A 17,843-nucleotide genomic window follows, 5' to 3' on the forward strand; every position below is an offset into this window, starting at 1 on the left:
TAAGTGTTGTTAAAGCCTTTAAAATAGGGAAAGTTGATTGCTTTCCGGTAAGCCGCGGAAGCAGCCCATGCCGGTCAGCAGCTCAATAACCGTCTTACTTGCCTTTGATTTCTGCTGGAAATCTTCAATAGACAGGAACTCGCCAGCATCTTTCGCAGCAGCTATGTTGATAGCAGCATTCTCACCAATTCCCGCTAAAGCAGAAAACGGAGGAATCAAACTCTTGTCATCAACAATAAACTTATTCGCTTCTGAGCGGTAAAGATCAATGTTTTTGAATGTAAACCCACGTGCCGTCATCTCCAAAGCCATCTCAAGGACAGGCAACATAGCCTTTTCCTTAGGCAAAGCTTGAAATCCTTTTTGCTCAATTTCTACGATCTGACGGCTGATGGCTTCATACCCCTTACAGCACAATTCAATATCAAAATCTGCTGCACGTACAGAGAAATAAGTCGCATAATATTCAATAGGATGATACAGCTTGAAGTAGGCGGTACGTACTGCAGAAATTACGTATGCAGCAGCATGCGCCTTCGGGAACATGTATTGAATCTTTAGACAAGAATCAATATACCATTGTGGGACCTTGCACTTTTTCATTTCCTCGATCCATTCGTCAGACAAACCTTTACCTTTACGAACACTCTCGGTAATTTTAAAGGCCAAGCTCGCATCCATTCCCGCTTTATAAATTAAGAAGAGCATGATGTCATCACGACAACCGATAACGGTCTTAATGTTACAAGTGTTATTCTTTATAAGTTCTTGAGCGTTACCAAGCCAAACTCCAGTACCATGAGACAAACCTGATATTTGCAGTAAGTCAGCAAAGCTGGACGGCTTCGACTCAATAAGCATTTGACGTACGAACTTGGTACCCATTTCGGGCACACCATAGGTCGCAACCGGTGATCTGATTTCGTCAGGTCTTACTCCAAGTGCATCTGTAGAGTTAAACATGCTCATTACTTTCGGGTCATTCATCGGGATAGAAGTTGGATCAACACCTGTCAAATCCTGAAGCATCCGCATCATCGTCGGATCATCATGACCCAGAATATCAAGCTTCAGCAAATTCGCGTCAAAAGCGTGATAATCAAAGTGTGTGGTCTTCCATTCAGCATTGACATCATCCGCCGGGAATTGTACTGGCGTAATATCTTCTACCTCCATATAGTCTGGAACAACGACTATACCACCCGGATGCTGTCCCGTACTACGTTTAACGCCTGTACAGCCAGCCGCCAGACGGCCAACTTCAGCTCCACGCCAACGTTTCTGGTGAAGTTCTTCGTATTTTTTTGCAAATCCGAAGGCTGTCTTCTCAGCTACGGTACCAATCGTTCCGGCACGGAATACATTTTTCTCACCAAACATTTCTTTGGTAAAGTTATGTGCATTCGGCTGATATTCCCCTGAGAAGTTCAAGTCGATATCGGGGACTTTATCCCCTTTAAATCCAAGGAAGGTCTCGAACGGAATATCCTGGCCTTCACCTTTGAGCTTCTGACCGCAATCCGGGCAGACTTTATCTGGTAAATCAAATCCGCTCCGCACACTACCGTCCAGGAACCATTCATTATGGCGACACTCGGGGTTAAGGCAAATATAATGCGCAGGCAAAGGATTAACTTCTGAAATTCCTAGAAATGTAGCTACTACAGAAGAACCTACGGAACCCCGTGAGCCTACGAGATACCCATCCTGATTTGACTTTTTAACGAGACGTTCAGAAATCAAATAGTTGGCAGAGAACCCGTATTTAATAATCGGTGCAAGCTCTTTCTCCAAACGGGCAATAACTACCTCAGGCAGCTCTTCACCGTAAATGGATTTGGCAGTATTGTAGCAGGTCTCGCGAATTTCTTCGTCCGCCCCGTCAATAATTGGTGTAAATAGCTTATCTGGAAATAGCTCCAGTTCTTCAAAACGCTCCGCCAGCTCAACTGTATTTGTGACAACGACTTCCATCGCTTTTTCAGCACCAAGAAATTCGAATTCAGACAGCATTTCATCTGTTGTGCGGAAGTGTGCATCCGGTTTGCGTTGGTCTTTAAGCGGACTAAAGCCCGTGATCCCATTAATCGTAATATCACGATACAGCTTGTCCCGGGGTTCAAGATAATGCACATTCCCCGTTGCGATAACAGGTTTATTCAACTGTTCCCCTATTTCGCAAACCTTCCGGACTACATCGCGAAGCTCATCAGGGCCTGCTACAAAGCCCTTGTCCACCAAGTGCATGTACATGGTCAATGGCTGAATCTCCAGCACATCATAAAAATGAGCAACCTCCATGGCTTCCTCAGTCGTTTTGTTAAGTACTGCTTCAAAAAACTCTCCACGTTCACAACCCGAAATCACGAGCAGTCCATCTCTATGCTCTTCCAGCTTGGATTTCGGAATACAAGGTACACGTTTGAAATATTCCGTATGTGACATGGAAATGAGCTTATAGAGATTTTTTTTCCCTATTTGATTTAGTGCATAAATATTACAGTGGAACGGTCGTGTGTTCGAAAGATCATTACCCACATAATCGTTTAGTCGATCAAGGCGGGTCATGCCCTTCATCTTTTCAGCATCTGCGAGCAATCCTGTTAATATACCGCCGAGTGCTATGGTATCATCAATCGCACGGTGATGGCTTTCCAGAAGAACTTTATATTTATCGGCTAATGTGTTCAGCCTGTGATTCTTCATGCTTGGATATAGTAACCGCGCGAGCTCAAGCGTATCAAGAGATGGATTCGGAAGCACAGGTTCACCTATTTTACGTAACGAGGCCTGAATAAAACCCATATCAAATCTGGCGTTATGAGCTACAAGGATACTATCACCCACAAATTCAACAAACTTACGCAGTACTGGCTCAAGATCAGGAGCATCCTTAACCATTTCATCCGTAATATTGGTCAATTGCTGAATATGATAAGGGATTTTCTCATGCGGATTAACAAAAGTAGAATAACGGTCTACTTCTTTGCCTTCGCACATTTTAATGGCCGCCAGCTCCGTAATATTATTGCGGGTAATCGATAAACCCGTGGTTTCTATATCAAACACTACATAGGTAGCTGTCTTCAAGTCCAAAGGCTGAGCGTTCTCGACAATATTCACAGAGTCATTTACAACATTAGCTTCCACGCCATAAATCATTTTTATCTTATGCTTATGAGCTGCATGGTTTGCATCAGGAAAAGCCTGAACGCCGCCATGATCAGAAATCGCAATCGCAGGATGCCCCCACTGGGCAGCTGTTTTGACATAGGTAGTGATCGGAGTGACCGCATCCATCGTACTCATCGTAGTGTGAAGGTGGAATTCCACCCGTTTCTTAGGAGCTGTATCTTTACGCGCAGGCGGTGCCTTAACTTCCGTTAAATCCGAAGGGATCATCACGAGCTCAGGAATCTGCATAAAACGGTCATATTCTACTTTCCCGCGTGCTCTTACCCATTTGCCATTAGCTAGCTGACTCATAACCTTCAGATCATCTTTAGTCTTCGCGAACATCTTCATTTGTAGAGAATCCGTAAAATCGGTCAGACTGAAAGTGAACAAGGTACTGCCATTGCGAAGCTCCTTACGATCCAGACCAAAAATGGTACCCTGAATTGTAATTTTCTTCTCTTCATCTTGAATTTCAAGAATCGGCACGGCCTGTTCCTTAATTTCATACCCCACTTGAAGCTTAATTACTTCATTAGGATCGCTATCATCAGCAGGAGCTTCTGTTTCCACAGCAGTCATCATCTGCTCAACGATCTCGCGTTGTTCTTGCTGAAGCTTTTGCTGAAATTCTTCGAATGCTTCAACATTATTATTTTCGTTCTCCGCCATTAGTAATTTAACCTTTAAGGAGAGACCGAAATACTTATCATAAAATTTAATAATTGCTCCATCGATGCTTTTTTTGCGAGCTAACTCCATCGAAGTGGAATCACTCATCGTTAACATTAAAGTATCCTCTTTAAGCTCCTGTGAGGAGCGGGTCAGCCAGCCGTTTACCGATGGAATCTCCCGATGTACCCACTCCAGAAACAGTCCCCAATATTCCTGGACAAGCTCCGCTCTGCTAACCTTCTCATCATATATGAACAAAAAGCTTACTTTAGCTATATGCTGTAGCTTCTCACGCATTCTAAGGCAAAATGTCCGATATACCTGTGCTGGAACCAGACTATCTTTCGCTATAACGATTTGCCAGTCCCGGTTGCCACGACTGATCTCAACACGTTCTATATACCCATCCAAAAAGTAGGGGTCCATGATTGCAGGTGGAATTTCACCCTGCTTCATCAAGAGCTCGAACCTTTTTCTTCTCTCCTGGTTTTGTTCCATGCTTTCCTCCCACCTTTAATAACCCAGTTAAAACTATCCATGATATACAGTGAAAGTACAATATGATAAGAAGAAACGATGTAGTCGACTTTTAAAGACGACAACTGTTTCTCGTAAAAATATAAGAATTTATAGCGAAAACCTATAAATTCTTATATTTTAAAAAGCTTCTGGGTTCAAAAAGCATTGGGTTCTTACGGCCCGCCGACTCCTCTCGCCAGAAGCTAAATTAAAATACTACAAGACTGTTGATCGGTGCCTAAAGATTAATATGCCTTTGCAAAAACCACAGTATGCTTGGCTGGTTGGCCACAGCATATGCAGACTTGCTTAGTCTCCGCTGGATCAAAAGGAATATTGCGGCTACCCGCACCTGTCTCTTCCTTAACTTTGGACTCGCATTCTTCGGAACCACACCATCCCGCTAGAGCAAATCCACGTTTTTCGTCCATCGAAGCTTTCATTTCCTCCAAGGAATCTACAGAATAGAAATGGTCCTCACGGAATTTCAGCGCACGTTCGAACATTTCATTGTGAACCTGTTCAAGCATTGTTTGAACCTCTTCTACGAGGTTTTCCTGTTGAATAACCTTCTTCTCACCGGTGACACGTGAGACGAGAACGCAGACGCCATTCTCCATGTCACGTGGTCCAAGCTCCAAACGTACTGGCACTCCACGCATTTCATATTCATTAAACTTCCAGCCTGGGGTAACATCTGAACGATCATCCACACGTACACGAACGCCAGCATTCTTCAATTCCTTGAACAGCTCGTCCGTCCGCCCAATCACAGCTTCGCGGGTCTTAGGAGGTCCGATAGGAATCATAATAACTTGCGTTGGAGCTACCTTAGGCGGCAGAACAAGACCGCGGTCATCTCCATGCACCATAATCAGGGAGCCAATCAAGCGAGTGGTTGAGCCCCATGAAGTAGTGTGTACATACTCCAAATTATTGTCACGGCTTAAATATTGAATCTCAAAAGCTGTGGCAAACTTGGTGCCGAGGTAATGTGAAGTAGCAGCCTGAACAGCGCGTCCATCCTTCATCATCGCTTCAATAGAATACGTATCTACCGCACCGGCAAAACGCTCGGAAGGTGTCTTTTGTCCGGTAATAACCGGAATGGCAAGATAGGTCTCGACAAAATCACGGTAGTTATCCAGCATCCGCATAGTTTCTTCACGAGCTTCCGCTTCATTCTCATGCGCGGTATGCCCTTCTTGCCAAAGAAACTCAGTAGTGCGGATAAATGGCAATGTACGTTTCTCCCAACGAACCACGTTCGCCCATTGATTGATAAGTACAGGAAGGTCACGATAAGATTGAATCCATTTGGAGTACATGTGGCCAAACATGGTCTCTGAAGTAGGACGAACTGCGAGACGTTCCTCAAGTACGTCACCACCCGCTTCTGTTACCCATGGCAGCTCTGGATTAAAGCCTTCAATGTGATCCTTTTCCTTCTGAAAGAAACTCTCTGGAATGAACACTGGAAAATAAGCGTTTCGATGCCCAGTTTCCTTGAGGCGACGGTTCATTTCCTCCTGAATATGCTCCCATATTTCATAGCCTTCTGGCTTAAATACAATACAGCCACGAACAGGAGAGTAATCCATCAAGTCTCCTTTTTTAATAACATCAATATACCAGCGTGAGAAATCCTCGCTTTGCGGCGTGATTTCCGTAACGAATTGTTTATCTTTTGCCATGTAATGGAATGCCTCCCGAAGAAAATTAGCCGCTGATCAAACGTAAAATATCATTATACGTAACAGCAATCATTAATAAAAATAGCAGTGCAAAACCTACAAAGTGAACCATGCCTTCATGACCCGGATCCACAGGTTTGCCACGCAGTGCCTCTACACCTAGGAATGCCAGACGGCTTCCATCGAGTGCCGGAATCGGCAAGAGGTTAAATATTCCCAGATATAGACTCAAAATAGCGGCCCAGTATGTAAGATACTGAATACCTTGTTGAGCAATTTGACCGGTTACCTCAAACGTACGAACCGGACCTCCAATATCATCCATATTGAATTTATTGATCAATTGTTTAAAGCCCAAAAAGATAGCTTCTGTCGTATCGACCATAGCTTTTCCTGAACCTGTTATCGTCTCGCCAAAACCAGCTTTACGAGTAGGCAGCTCAGGAGTGATGCCTATTTTACCGCCTTCTTGCCCTTCCATACTACGAGGAACTAGCGTAACGTTAAGGGTTTCCTCGCCCCGCTGCAGCGTCCAGTTCATTTCTTTCCCTTTGGACTCCGAGGTCAAGCTAATCATTTTTTGGTAATCAGCACCGATCTTCTCACCATTGATGGAGACAATGATGTCGCCCTTTTGGAGTCCTGCTTCTTGCGCAGGCATTCCTTCGGAGACGTCGCCAATCTTAACAAAAGTAGGATTTTCAACTTGAATACCGACCATTTGCAAATGGATGGCGAAGAGTACAAAAGCTAACAGAAAGTTCATCACAGGACCCGCAACAATAGCCAACGCACGCTGACCCACGGTCTTGCTGCCGAATTGACGATCTTTAGGTGCAATTTGTGTCTGTTGCGTCCCTTTAATCATCATCGCTTGCGGATGAACATCATAAGTAGTAACTTCTCCGTCCACATCTAAGGTAATCTGCAATTTATCCTCGAGATCGGTATTCAGCGCCTCACCACGGATAACATTTCTACGGGTGTCTAGTGCATCCAGATAAATATTTTTAACTTTATTGTCTTGTCCGAGCCTTACCGCAATGGTCTGTCCAGAACCTATCTCGACAATCTCAGGATCTTCACCAGCCATACGGGCATAACCGCCAAAAGGCAGTAAGCGAAGAGTGAACTGAGTCTCATTCCGTTTATAAGAAAACAGTTTCGGACCGAAACCGATAGCAAATTCCCTCACGAGAATACCGGCGCGTTTGGCAAAATAATAGTGACCCCATTCGTGTACAGTCACAAGTACAAAAAACATGAGCACCGTTAAAAAAACGACCTGAACCATTTCCAAACGTATCATCCCCCTTTAGGTGTAAGACCGAAGTATGTCCTCTTAATTTATCATTATTCTCCGATCAGGCACAAGAGAATCAACTGTCCCAACCTATTTTTAGGGCAAAGTAAGTATTTCCAGTCAAGCAATAACGCCATCGGTGTCCCTTAAGGAGACGGTACGCGTTTACGCGAGAAATATAAGGATAATGTATAAAGTGAAACTTATACTTTCTTATATTTTGAAAAGGATATCTTTCTACGTTCTACAGCGTAGCTGCCAGTTCTCGAACACGTCTATCACAGGATTCAATTTGTTCCAGATTCGGATTATGCTCGTTATTATGACGATCTAGCACTTCTCCGATAATCTCCTCAATACGCAGGAACGAGATCTCATGACTCAAGAATCGAGCAACAGCTATTTCGTTCGCAGCATTAAAAGCTGTAGTCGCCGTTCCACCAGCTTTTCCACAATCTATCGCTAGCTTCAGTGCAGGGTAACGTTCAAAGTCCATTTCACGGAAGGTCAAACGTCCTATCTCAGCTAACGACAACCGCTGTGCCGGAGATTCCCAACGAGCTGGATAAGTAAGTGCATATTGAATCGGGACACGCATATCGGGATTGCCAAGCTGGGCAATAATACTGCTGTCACGGAATTCAACATAAGAGTGAATGATGCTCTCCGGGTGCAGCAGCACATTCACTTGTTCATACGGAAGACCGAATAACCAATGCGCTTCAATAACCTCTAGGCCCTTGTTCACCATTGTAGCAGAATCTATCGTTATTTTCGCGCCCATGCTCCAATTCGGATGACGAAGCGCATCTTCTACCGTCACATCCTTAAGCTGATCACGCGTGAAGTCGCGGAATGAGCCGCCGGATGCTGTTAAAGTAATGTAGGCAATATCTGAGATGTTCTCGCCATTGAGACATTGATAAATAGCTGAATGCTCACTATCAATCGGCAACAGCTTAACTCCCTTACGATTAGCGAGATTAGTGACCAAATGTCCGGCCGTTACTAATGTCTCCTTATTGGCGAGTCCAATATGTTTGCCAGCTTCAATTGCCGCTAGTGTTGATTGAAGCCCTACGCTCCCCATAACAGCCGTTACGACCATTTCGGCATCGCCGCCAGCCGCCACTTCAACAAGCCCTTCATTCCCGCTGTAAAGCTCTATACCAGAAGGTAGGCTGGATCTAATCTCATCTGCCAGCTCTTTCGTTGCCACAGAGACTCTACGCGGGTTAAAACGACGAACTTGCTCCAGCAATAATGTTGTATTTGTTCCGGCCGCCAAGCCATCTACTTCAAAAGAGTCTGGGTGCATTGCGATGACATCTAGAGTCTGAGTGCCGATCGAACCCGTCGAACCTAGAACACTTATTTTTTTCATAGTTATACTCTCTCTCCCTTCGTTTAATAGTAAGGCATAAGCATTACAATATGTACGAATGGAAATACGATAATCCAGCTGTCACATCGATCAAGAATACCGCCATGCCCTGGCAAAAGTGTACCTGAGTCTTTAATGCCATACGCACGTTTATAAGCTGACTGCACAAGATCTCCAAGCTGTCCTAATATCGCACAAGAAAGCCCAATAAGCAATGCTCGTCCTATCGTCAAGTGTTCAGGAGCAAGCAGCGCAAACACGATAGAAATAAGCATCGAGATCAGTACCCCGCCAACAGCACCTTCCACCGTTTTGTTAGGACTGATGGCCGGCCAGAGCTTGTTCTTGCCAAAGCTTCTGCCTACAAAATATGCCCCCGCATCACTGCCCCAAATGCAGAACAGGAGCAAAAAAGTCCAGAACAAACCATGTCCGTCATCCGATGCACGAGCCACGGCCATATAAGAGAAGCCCATTCCAATGTATACAATACCAGTAAACAGCAAGGCTGTTACTCGAATATCTAATTTATTTTTAGTAAAAACGGTGACCAGAAGGAACAATAACAGCAGAATCCAAATCCCTTGCTCCCAGGACAACGGCTCATTAACACCAAGCAAATTCCATGGGATCATGAAGCTTAGAATAGCTGCGTAACCCAGAACAGTAGTACCGGAAAGCGTAGAAATACCTATCATTTTGACAAATTCATAAAAACCTATAAGAGCCATAGCAATAAGCAGAACCTGATACGGCCAGTTTCCCAGTACACATAACCCTAAAAATAATATTCCGGCAACAATTCCGGTAATCAATCGCTGCTTCAAAGGTTCCATCTCCTAACAAGCTACTTCAGTCCACCATAACGGCGTGTTCGTCGTTGATATTCAGCAACGGCCTGATGCAAATGCTCTTTGTCGAACTCAGGCCAGTACACATCAGTAAACCACAGTTCACTATAGGCAACCTGCCATAACATAAAATTGCTAAGCCGAATTTCTCCGCTTGTACGTATCAGCAAATCAGGATCGGGTAAACCAGCAGTTAATAGTCTGTTGTTAATCAACTCTGATGTAATTTCTTCTGGCGACAATATACCAGCTTGGATATCTTTCCCTAAACTGCGCATACAGCCTTCTATTTCATTGCGTCCACCATAGTTAAGAGCAAAATTTAAGATCAATCCAGTATTCTCTTTTGTTCGAGCTACCGCCTCTTCCATAGCCTTACGGGTATATGAAGGTAAAGCGTCAGCGTCACCCATCATGCGTACTTGAACATTCTTCTCGATTAGCTCATCAAGCTCAATCGCCAGAAACTCCCCAGGCAAACGCATCAAGTAATCGACTTCTTCTTTCGGGCGTATCCAGTTTTCTGTCGAGAACGCATACATCGTTAAGTATTTAATACCTAATTCGTCTGCAGCGATCGTAGCACGTTTGACAGCCTTCATGCCGTTCTGATGACCCATAACGCGCGGTAAGCCGCGCCGTTTAGCCCAGCGTCCATTACCATCCATTATCACAGCCACATGCCGGGGAATGTTATCCGGTGAAATCTCGACTGACTGTTGCCTGTCTTTACGGCTCAGCCACGCTTGAATCCGTTTGATCATTTCCGTTTCCTCCAAGCTCTTATCAGAAAGAGACAAACCCCACCATTAACGGAGGGGCCTTCAGTCTCTTGAATATCATTAAACTTCCATAATCTCTTTTTCTTTGGAAACAAGCACTTTGTCAACTTCGGCTATGAACTTATCCGTTGTTTTTTGAATGACTTCCTGATGGCCACGGGACTCATCTTCAGAGATACCGTTTTTCTCCATCTTTTTAATATCATCGTTGGCATCACGGCGAATGTTGCGGATCGCAACTTTCGCTTCTTCACCAAATTTCTTAGTCAGCTTAACCAAGTCCGTCCGACGCTCTTCAGTCAGCGGAGGGATAGAAAGACGAATAATGGTGCCGTCATTGGCAGGTGTCAATCCGATATCGGATTTCATGATCGCCCGTTCAATATCAGACATCGATGTTTTGTCCCACGGCTGAATCAACAGTGTCCGGGAATCCGGAGTGCTAATGTTGGCCAGCTGATTAATTGGAGTAGGTGCCCCGTAATATTCAACTTGAATACGATCGAGAAGCGATGTTGTTGCACGTCCTGCACGTAATGTCGCCAAGTCACGTTTTAGCGATGAAATCGCTTTTTCCATACGCTCTTCAGCATTTTTTTTGACCGATTGTGGCATTAATCTACACTCCCTTTAACAATCGTTCCGATCTTCTCACCGAGAACGACACGTTTGATATTGCCTTGTTCTGTAATGGCAAATACAATGAGCGGTATATTGTTATCCATGCATAAAGATGAAGCTGTTGAATCCATAACACCGAGGTTTTTGTTCAGAACATCCATATAAGTAAGCTGTTCGAATTTCTCAGCGGTACTATCTTTGAACGGATCAGCAGAATATACTCCATCAACCTTATTTTTCGCCATCAGAATAACTTCTGCTTCGATCTCTGCCGCTCTAAGTGCTGCAGTAGTATCTGTTGAGAAGAATGGGTTACCTGTGCCTGCTGCAAAAATAACAACACGGCCCTTCTCCAAGTGGCGAATCGCACGACGACGAATGTATGGTTCAGCAATTTGCTGCATCGAGATCGAAGTCTGTACTCTTGTTGGCACATCGATTTGCTCCAATGCATCCTGCAGTGCAAGTGAGTTCATTACTGTTGCCAGCATGCCCATATAATCTGCAGTAGCGCGATCTATGCCGCTTGCGCTGCCCGCGATCCCGCGCCAAATGTTCCCCCCGCCACAAACAATCGCAACCTGAACGCCAAGTTCTACAACTTCCTTGATCTGTTCAGCGATGGAAATAATCATGTCGGCATCAATACCATATCCGTTTTGTCCTGCCAAAGACTCTCCACTTACCTTAAGGACTACTCTCTTAAATACCGGCTGTTCCAAATGTATACCCTCACTTTCTGCAAAAGACGGAACACTACGTGTACGTGTTCCGCTCTTCTGATGCTTGCCTTTATTCAATTCTTCACATTTATGATGAAACTATTATTGATTAACTTGTGCCATAACTTCTTCAACAAAGTTATCCACTTTCTTTTCCAAACCTTCGCCAAGTTCAAAACGAGCAAAACGACGGATCGAGATGTTTTCTCCGATGGTGCTGATTTTTTCATTCAACAATTGGGAGATTGTTTTGTCAGGGTCTTTAACGAAAGTTTGCTCAAGCAAGCAATATTCTTCGTAATATTTACCAATACGTCCTTCAACCATTTTTTCAATGATTTTCTCAGGCTTACCTTCGTTCAAAGCTTGAGCTTTCAGGATTTCTTTTTCTTTCTCAACATCTTCTTGTGGAACTTCTTCACGACGAACATAACGCGGGTTTGCTGCAGCGATTTGCATAGCGATATCGCGAGCAAATTCCTTGAAGGAATCTGTTTTACCAACAAAGTCAGTTTCGCAGTTGATTTCTACAAGTACACCAATACGGCCGCCAGCGTGGATGTAAGATTCTACAACGCCTTCAGTAGCAATACGCCCTGCTTTGTTCGCTGCTGCGGACAGACCTTTTTCACGAAGCAATTCTGCTGCTTTAGTGATATCGTTATTAGCTTCTTCAAGCGCTTTTTTACAATCAAGCATACCAGCGCCTGTTCTTTCACGAAGTTCTTTTACTGCTTTTGCATCAACTGCCATTGTTTATTCCCTCCAGGTAATTGTCGTTTTCTTACATTATTCAAGGCCTTTATCCTAAAAAAAGGGCAGTGAGAGGTTATCCACCTGCCAACCACCCTTTTCATTTAAGTTCTTGTATGTGTTAGTCGCTACTTAAGCAGTAGTTGTGTCTTCGCCTTGGTGAGCTTCAACAACAGCGTCTGCCATTTTACCAGTCAACAATTTAACAGCGCGGATAGCGTCGTCGTTACCTGGAATTACGTAGTCGATTTCGTCTGGATCACAGTTAGTATCAACGATAGCTACGATTGGAATACCCAATTTGCGAGCTTCTGCAACTGCAATACGCTCTTTACGCGGGTCAATGATGAACAGCGCGCTTGGAAGACCTTTCATATTCTTGATACCGCCCAAGAATTTTTCAAGACGATCTTTCTCTTTGCGAAGAAGGATAACTTCTTTCTTAGGTAGTACTTCAAAAGTACCGTCTTCTTCCCAAGATTCCAATTTCTTCAAGCGATCAATACGCTTTTGGATAGTTTGGAAGTTAGTAAGAGTTCCGCCCAACCAACGTTGGTTAATGAAGAACATACCGGAACGTTCTGCTTCTTCTTTTACGGAATCTTGAGCTTGTTTCTTTGTTCCTACGAATAGGATTGTGCCGTTGTCACCAGCGACGCTTTTTACAAAGTTGTAAGCTTCCTCTACCTTTTTGACTGTTTTTTGCAAGTCAATAATGTAAATTCCGTTTCTTTCAGTGAAGATATAACGATCCATCTTTGGGTTCCAACGACGAGTCTGGTGACCGAAGTGTACCCCAGCTTCTAGAAGCTGTTTCATGGAGATTACTGCCATCTTCACACACCTCCTAAGTTTGGTTTATTGTGTGTCTCCTCCGCCATGCGTCATCTTTCAGCAAGACTTTCTTCAGAAGAAAGCACCCCTTGTCGAAATCAACCGGCGTGTGTTTTAACACCGTCAATTACTATACCATATTATCTCAGTGTATGCAACGATCACTTTAAAGTTATTAATTTCTCTATTATCGAGTCAATACTTTCTCCCTTATTAAAGCTATAAGAACCGGATTGAATTTTGGTATTAATCTTACGTTTGTTTGCAGCCTCTAGAAAAGTAGACTTATCTTTAATGACACCAGCCTTCGCTAAAATATCTGTTGTTGCGGTCAATGTGCTGCCAGATGGAATTCGAACAGAAACACTAGCATTTGCTGTGACTTTAGGCGTTACAGGAGCTACAGCGGTTGGAGCGGCACTGGCCTTTGGAGTGACCTTTGGCTGCTCAACCTTGCCGTTAGTAGGCGTAGATGGCTTGTTCGGCGCAATGGCTTTATCAGAGCTCTCAGGCGTTGTAGGTGACACTGCCGGCGTGGGGGAGGCTGCAACAGCCGGCGCAGAGGGGCTGACGTTCTCCTTGCTTTCTGCTGTCGGCCCCCCGGTCTCTGTGACTTCCTCTTTATTATCATTCTCAGCTTCCCCCGAGGAAGGTTCTGCAGCTTCATCGATGACTTTCATATTCAATTTCTCCGCACCCTGTAGAACTTGTTCTTTGGTAAGTGGAGCCGCTCCACCGGAGATCATTAGTTGAAGTAATAAAGCGCCAGTAATTAGTCCTGTGCCTAGCCCGAACAAGAATGAACGGTTCTTAATCATACCGATTCCTCCTGTTTGGCAAGTTGCAGAATCAGTTGCACTTCCCCTCGCTGAAGTCCAGCCGTCTTTGCAATGGAGTCTATCGATTTGCCCTGCTCATGCAGTTCAAACAATCTTGGGTAACGTAATTTTATCGAACTAATAGGTTTCGCTTTCACATCTGGCGACACTGAACTCATCTCTGCTGGGAGAGACGGATCTTCGTTAACACCAACTTTAACCTTCGAACCTTGTTCAACCGACACTGCAAGTTCTTTCAAACTCTTTTCTTCCTCGGCCACTCGTGCTTCTAGCTTTAAAGAGCTGTTCTGCAACTCTACCACTTGACTCTGTAATTCATTAACCTGTCCCTGCAGTACATTATGATGAGTTTGCGATTGTTGTTTAATACTACTAACTAATTGTACCAGTTCCTCATTCTCGCGCTCTATGTCTGCCATATATAGCTCAAGCGCAGCCTCTGTTTCTTTGAGGCTTTGCTGATTAGCTTTTCCTTCCTTAACACGTGCGGGAAGTAAAAGGGCATAAAGAATAGCGGCGACACCTACTAGCACAATATAAACCCATGGTTGCAAGTGCCTTATCTCCTTTTACATATCAGATGTAGATTCATGTAGATTCTTATTAAAGACTTAGATCAATACGTTGTCCTTTGTAAGGATGCTCGGCATCACGGGTTGCAGGCGGGTTCGAATGTTTATCTGAAGAAGAATTGCCACCTGAATGCTGATTGCCTTTTCCACCGCCATCACGTAAAGCGGATTCAGAAGACTCATCCACTTCTGTGCTTCGCATGGCCAATTCCTGGCTTTGTTTAACATTTTGGCCAGCCAATTGATGTTGGTCGATAGCAGGACGTTGCTGAGATTCATTCTGGATCTTGCCCGCCTCCGTGGTGCGAGGCAAAGCAATTTGCAGTTCCACCGGTTTAAGGCTCATCTTAACCCTTCTCTCACAAGTAATGGCCGGCCGCAAATGCTGCCCGCCCGATTAATTGTACGGCGTTAAAGATATATCCCCATCACTGTAAATAAACACAACCCGTTCCGTAGGATCTTTAACAAATCGGGTATATCTGCCGATCATGATCTTTGAACCGCCATAAATGGTTTTGATAACCTCAACTCTCGCTCTACCTGTATCTTCTAACATTCTTTCTATCTCTAGCACCCGTTCTTTAATTCTTTTTTCTTCACGTTGATGGGATTGTTTAGTAGCATTTAATTTGACGCGAAGCGCCACTTTATCCGCAGGGAGCTGACCGTTAGTAGCTAATTGATTTAATAGATACAAAGCTTTAGAGGTTTTATCCTCGTTCTCCAGCAGCTGCCGCAGCTCTTGACGAAGTTCGTTAATCTCATTTCTAAGCTCTGGAACCACGCCTACCTCAATCACAGTCGCAGTGGACATGGTGTTACCTATAGTTCTTGCTACAACTCTTTCTCCAGACTGAACGATTCCACCCACAATCAAACCTTTAGAGCCGTTACAGATAACATCTCTACCCGCGCGTATATTGGAATGCATAATACTCTGAGAAACAATTACATCTTCCCCAGCGGTTACGTTTCCATCTTGAATGAAAGAAACCTTCACACTTTTCCCAGCGGTAACTTGGCCTTTGTTATATCCGATAATTCCACCAGTAATTTCAATGGAGCCCCCAGAGATTAACTCTGCACCTTCAACGCCGCCTACAACCCGAATGTCACCGGCAGACTTTACAGTGAAGCCTGAAAGGACATTCCCACGTATGACGACTGTACCTACAAAATCAATATTTCCAGTGCTGTAATCCACATCACCATTCACTTCATATACAGGAAACACATTGATTTTCCCGTTATCAGTTAACGTGACCAGCCCATCAATCGCTGCATACATCGAAGTGCCATCATTATCAATGAGTACATTTTTCCCGATTTTAAAATGAGCTTCCTTTCCAGCCTTGAAAGCAAGCTCATCACCAGTTACAGTCATCCCTAACTTTCCAGGCTGGGCAGGGATAATTTTAGCTATTAACTTTCCTTTAAGCACATTACGAAGCCGGACCAAGTCCTTATAGTCGACCTTACCATCCGCTTTCTCAAGCGGTTTGCGGTCCTCTTCCAGATCAACAGTAAGCATAACTCGTCCATCCGTGCCATGCGCAGCAGGATAACCAGCAGCAATCGGAACTTTACTCCAAAAAAACTCCTCAGGATGACTACAAATACGTTCGACAACATCACTCTTGATACCGTAGCGAATATTGTGACTGTGCAGGAAGGCTTCCAGTTCTGTAGATGAGCAGGAAAAATTCTCATCCTTTTTGGAGAACTGCAAATACGCGATCCCTTTGTCCTCCGAAAAAGTTATACTCAAGTACTGATTCAAAGCATATTGACCGATCAAATTTTGCTCCCCCTTGTCACCGCTAACGGTTAATCGTTCTGCATAAGGAGATCACGGTTCTTCTCGAGCGTTCCCCTCAGCCGCAAAATAGCTTTGGAATGCAACTGCGAAATTCTTGAAGGAGATAACGACATGACCTCAGCAATCTCACTTAAAGATAAATCTTCATAATATAAAAGGGACACAACGGTCCTTTCTTTCACCGTTAATTTCTCAATACCTTTGGTGAGCGCTTCGCGCAGGTAGAATTCATTTACCTTGCTATCCGGATTCTTAGCTTTATCGTCCACCAGTATGGACATTCGGGTCTCTGATTCCTCTTCACGAATCGGATCTTCCAGTGAGCAAAGTGACATCACAGCCACATCCTGCAACATATTTTGAAATTCCAGTTCACTAATATTAAGGTATTGGCTCATTTCCTCGTCACTAACTGACCTTAAGTGCTTCTGCTCCAGCTGTTGATAAGCGTCCTCGATTTTTTTAGCTTTTTCTCTAACGGATCTAGGTACCCAATCACTTTGGCGTAATGAATCTAATATCGCACCACGCACACGCCAGGACGCATAGGTCTGAAATTGCAATCCTCGTTTGTAGTCGAATTTCTCAATCGCATCAATTAGTCCCATAACCCCATTGCTGGCTAAATCATCTTTGGATACATTCTTGGGTAATCCCACAGCCAAACGACTGGATACATAATCAACAATATGGAGATAACTCTCTATCAGCTTCTTTTTGGCATCAGGGTCTCTGTGTTCTTTCCACAGTTCCCATAGCTCGTCAGTTTCCAATTGAGAAGCTTTACGCTCGTTCAATAGCTTTCACCCTTCCCAAAGTTTAGTCAGCGAGCATGCGCGGCGAAATGTACCTTCCAATAAGATCACCGATTCCGCCTCAGCCCTCACTTATTCTTCTTTCAGGTGACGAACGGCCTTGGCCAATTCTTCAGGATCCTTCATCGAAACTAGCTTAGGAGGTGTAAGAGGCTTAAACCCCTCGCTATTTTCGTTTCCTAGTCCTGGCTTCGGTTTTAGTAGATTGATTAATTCTTCATCCTCATTAGGCGTGCTGATGTCCAGCTTCGCCCCAAGTTCTTCGCCGCCAGTGTCCACTTCATCCGGAGGCGATGTTTGAATCATAATAAAACCCAATACCCATCTTACGAGGAAAGCAAGCAGAAACCAGATGATAAATGCAATTAGGCTTCTTAATAAACTAGTACCCAAAACATTGTTACTGTAGGTTACAAAAAAGGTAAATATGAAACCTACCAAACCCGACACCAAGTTTATCAAAATGTTTCCAATCATATTCAT

General features: G+C 44.2%; 16 protein-coding genes. All 16 read right to left on the reverse strand.

The features are described from left to right. Nucleotides 1-18: 18 nt before the first annotated feature. Entirely contained in the window at nt 19-4,347 is a 4,329-nt protein-coding gene (locus MHI51_RS18855) for a PolC-type DNA polymerase III (RefSeq protein ID WP_076301622.1), read from the reverse strand. Between the two features lie 266 nt (nt 4,348-4,613). Continuing rightward, on the reverse strand, nt 4,614-6,062 hold the full coding sequence (gene proS / locus MHI51_RS18860) for a proline--tRNA ligase (RefSeq protein WP_036688477.1): 1,449 nt from the start codon (nt 6,060-6,062) through the stop codon (nt 4,614-4,616). A 25-nt stretch (nt 6,063-6,087) separates the two neighbouring features. Further along, on the reverse strand, nt 6,088-7,362 hold the full coding sequence (rseP, locus tag MHI51_RS18865; protein ID WP_076127839.1) for an RIP metalloprotease RseP: 1,275 nt from the start codon (nt 7,360-7,362) through the stop codon (nt 6,088-6,090). 247 nt (nt 7,363-7,609) lie between these two features. Next, nucleotides 7,610-8,749 carry a 1-deoxy-D-xylulose-5-phosphate reductoisomerase gene (locus MHI51_RS18870; RefSeq protein WP_076182634.1) on the reverse strand — a complete coding sequence of 380 codons (1,140 nt, stop codon included), beginning with the start codon at nt 8,747-8,749 and terminating at the stop codon, nt 7,610-7,612. Nucleotides 8,750-8,772: 23 nt separating this feature from the next. After that, on the reverse strand, nt 8,773-9,576 hold the full coding sequence (locus MHI51_RS18875; RefSeq protein ID WP_076219963.1) for a phosphatidate cytidylyltransferase: 804 nt from the start codon (nt 9,574-9,576) through the stop codon (nt 8,773-8,775). 20 nt (nt 9,577-9,596) lie between these two features. Beyond that, on the reverse strand, nt 9,597-10,364 hold the full coding sequence (locus tag MHI51_RS18880; RefSeq protein ID WP_076127834.1) for an isoprenyl transferase: 768 nt from the start codon (nt 10,362-10,364) through the stop codon (nt 9,597-9,599). Between the two features lie 78 nt (nt 10,365-10,442). Beyond that, nucleotides 10,443-10,997, reverse strand: coding sequence for a ribosome recycling factor (frr, locus tag MHI51_RS18885; protein ID WP_076219964.1), 555 nt, complete (start codon nt 10,995-10,997; stop codon nt 10,443-10,445). After that, the gene (gene pyrH, locus MHI51_RS18890; protein ID WP_036688491.1) at nt 10,997-11,725 is read right to left on the reverse strand and encodes a UMP kinase; all 729 of its coding nucleotides are present in this window, start codon (nt 11,723-11,725) and stop codon (nt 10,997-10,999) included. The genes frr and pyrH overlap by 1 nt, the downstream gene beginning before the upstream one ends. 102 nt (nt 11,726-11,827) lie before the next feature. Next, entirely contained in the window at nt 11,828-12,478 is a 651-nt protein-coding gene (gene tsf / locus MHI51_RS18895; RefSeq protein ID WP_036688492.1) for a translation elongation factor Ts, read from the reverse strand. Nucleotides 12,479-12,610: 132 nt separating this feature from the next. After that, a complete protein-coding gene (gene rpsB / locus MHI51_RS18900) occupies nt 12,611-13,312 on the reverse strand; it encodes a 30S ribosomal protein S2 (RefSeq protein ID WP_036688493.1) in 702 nt (233 codons plus the stop codon). Between the two features lie 161 nt (nt 13,313-13,473). After that, nucleotides 13,474-14,130 (reverse strand): endolytic transglycosylase MltG, encoded by a 657-nt coding sequence (locus MHI51_RS18905; protein ID WP_405173184.1) that lies wholly within the window; start codon nt 14,128-14,130, stop codon nt 13,474-13,476. After that, a complete protein-coding gene (locus MHI51_RS18910; RefSeq protein WP_076276210.1) occupies nt 14,127-14,705 on the reverse strand; it encodes a hypothetical protein in 579 nt (192 codons plus the stop codon). The genes MHI51_RS18905 and MHI51_RS18910 overlap by 4 nt, the downstream gene beginning before the upstream one ends. A 49-nt stretch (nt 14,706-14,754) precedes the next feature. Continuing rightward, a complete protein-coding gene (locus MHI51_RS18915) occupies nt 14,755-15,069 on the reverse strand; it encodes a hypothetical protein (RefSeq protein WP_076276209.1) in 315 nt (104 codons plus the stop codon). Nucleotides 15,070-15,120: 51 nt separating this feature from the next. After that, nucleotides 15,121-16,524, reverse strand: coding sequence for a DUF342 domain-containing protein (locus tag MHI51_RS18920; RefSeq protein ID WP_076276208.1), 1,404 nt, complete (start codon nt 16,522-16,524; stop codon nt 15,121-15,123). A 29-nt stretch (nt 16,525-16,553) separates the two neighbouring features. Further along, nucleotides 16,554-17,342 (reverse strand): FliA/WhiG family RNA polymerase sigma factor, encoded by a 789-nt coding sequence (locus tag MHI51_RS18925; protein ID WP_076276207.1) that lies wholly within the window; start codon nt 17,340-17,342, stop codon nt 16,554-16,556. A gap of 90 nt (nt 17,343-17,432) precedes the next feature. Then, nucleotides 17,433-17,843: a hypothetical protein gene (locus tag MHI51_RS18930; protein ID WP_405173185.1), complete on the reverse strand. Its 411-nt coding sequence runs from the start codon at nt 17,841-17,843 to the stop codon at nt 17,433-17,435.

It is taken from the genome of Paenibacillus sp. FSL H8-0260, from assembly GCF_045040625.1.
Classification (GTDB): domain Bacteria; phylum Bacillota; class Bacilli; order Paenibacillales; family Paenibacillaceae; genus Paenibacillus_AQ; species Paenibacillus_AQ odorifer.

Bases quoted from the DNA above. Each gene is read 5' to 3' on its own strand.
- MHI51_RS18855 (WP_076301622.1), bottom strand. From the start codon at position 4,347: ATGGAACAAAACCAGGAGAGAAGAAAAAGGTTCGAGCTCTTGATGAAG.
- proS (WP_036688477.1), bottom strand. From the start codon at position 6,062: ATGGCAAAAGATAAACAATTCGTTACGGAAATCACGCCGCAAAGCGAG.
- MHI51_RS18870 (WP_076182634.1), bottom strand. From the start codon at position 8,749: ATGAAAAAAATAAGTGTTCTAGGTTCGACGGGTTCGATCGGCACTCAG.
- MHI51_RS18880 (WP_076127834.1), bottom strand. From the start codon at position 10,364: ATGATCAAACGGATTCAAGCGTGGCTGAGCCGTAAAGACAGGCAACAG.
- frr (WP_076219964.1), bottom strand. From the start codon at position 10,997: ATGCCACAATCGGTCAAAAAAAATGCTGAAGAGCGTATGGAAAAAGCG.
- tsf (WP_036688492.1), bottom strand. From the start codon at position 12,478: ATGGCAGTTGATGCAAAAGCAGTAAAAGAACTTCGTGAAAGAACAGGC.
- rpsB (WP_036688493.1), bottom strand. From the start codon at position 13,312: ATGGCAGTAATCTCCATGAAACAGCTTCTAGAAGCTGGGGTACACTTC.
- MHI51_RS18905 (WP_405173184.1), bottom strand. From the start codon at position 14,130: ATGATTAAGAACCGTTCATTCTTGTTCGGGCTAGGCACAGGACTAATT.
- MHI51_RS18915 (WP_076276209.1), bottom strand. From the start codon at position 15,069: ATGAGCCTTAAACCGGTGGAACTGCAAATTGCTTTGCCTCGCACCACG.
- MHI51_RS18930 (WP_405173185.1), bottom strand. From the start codon at position 17,843: ATGAATATGATTGGAAACATTTTGATAAACTTGGTGTCGGGTTTGGTA.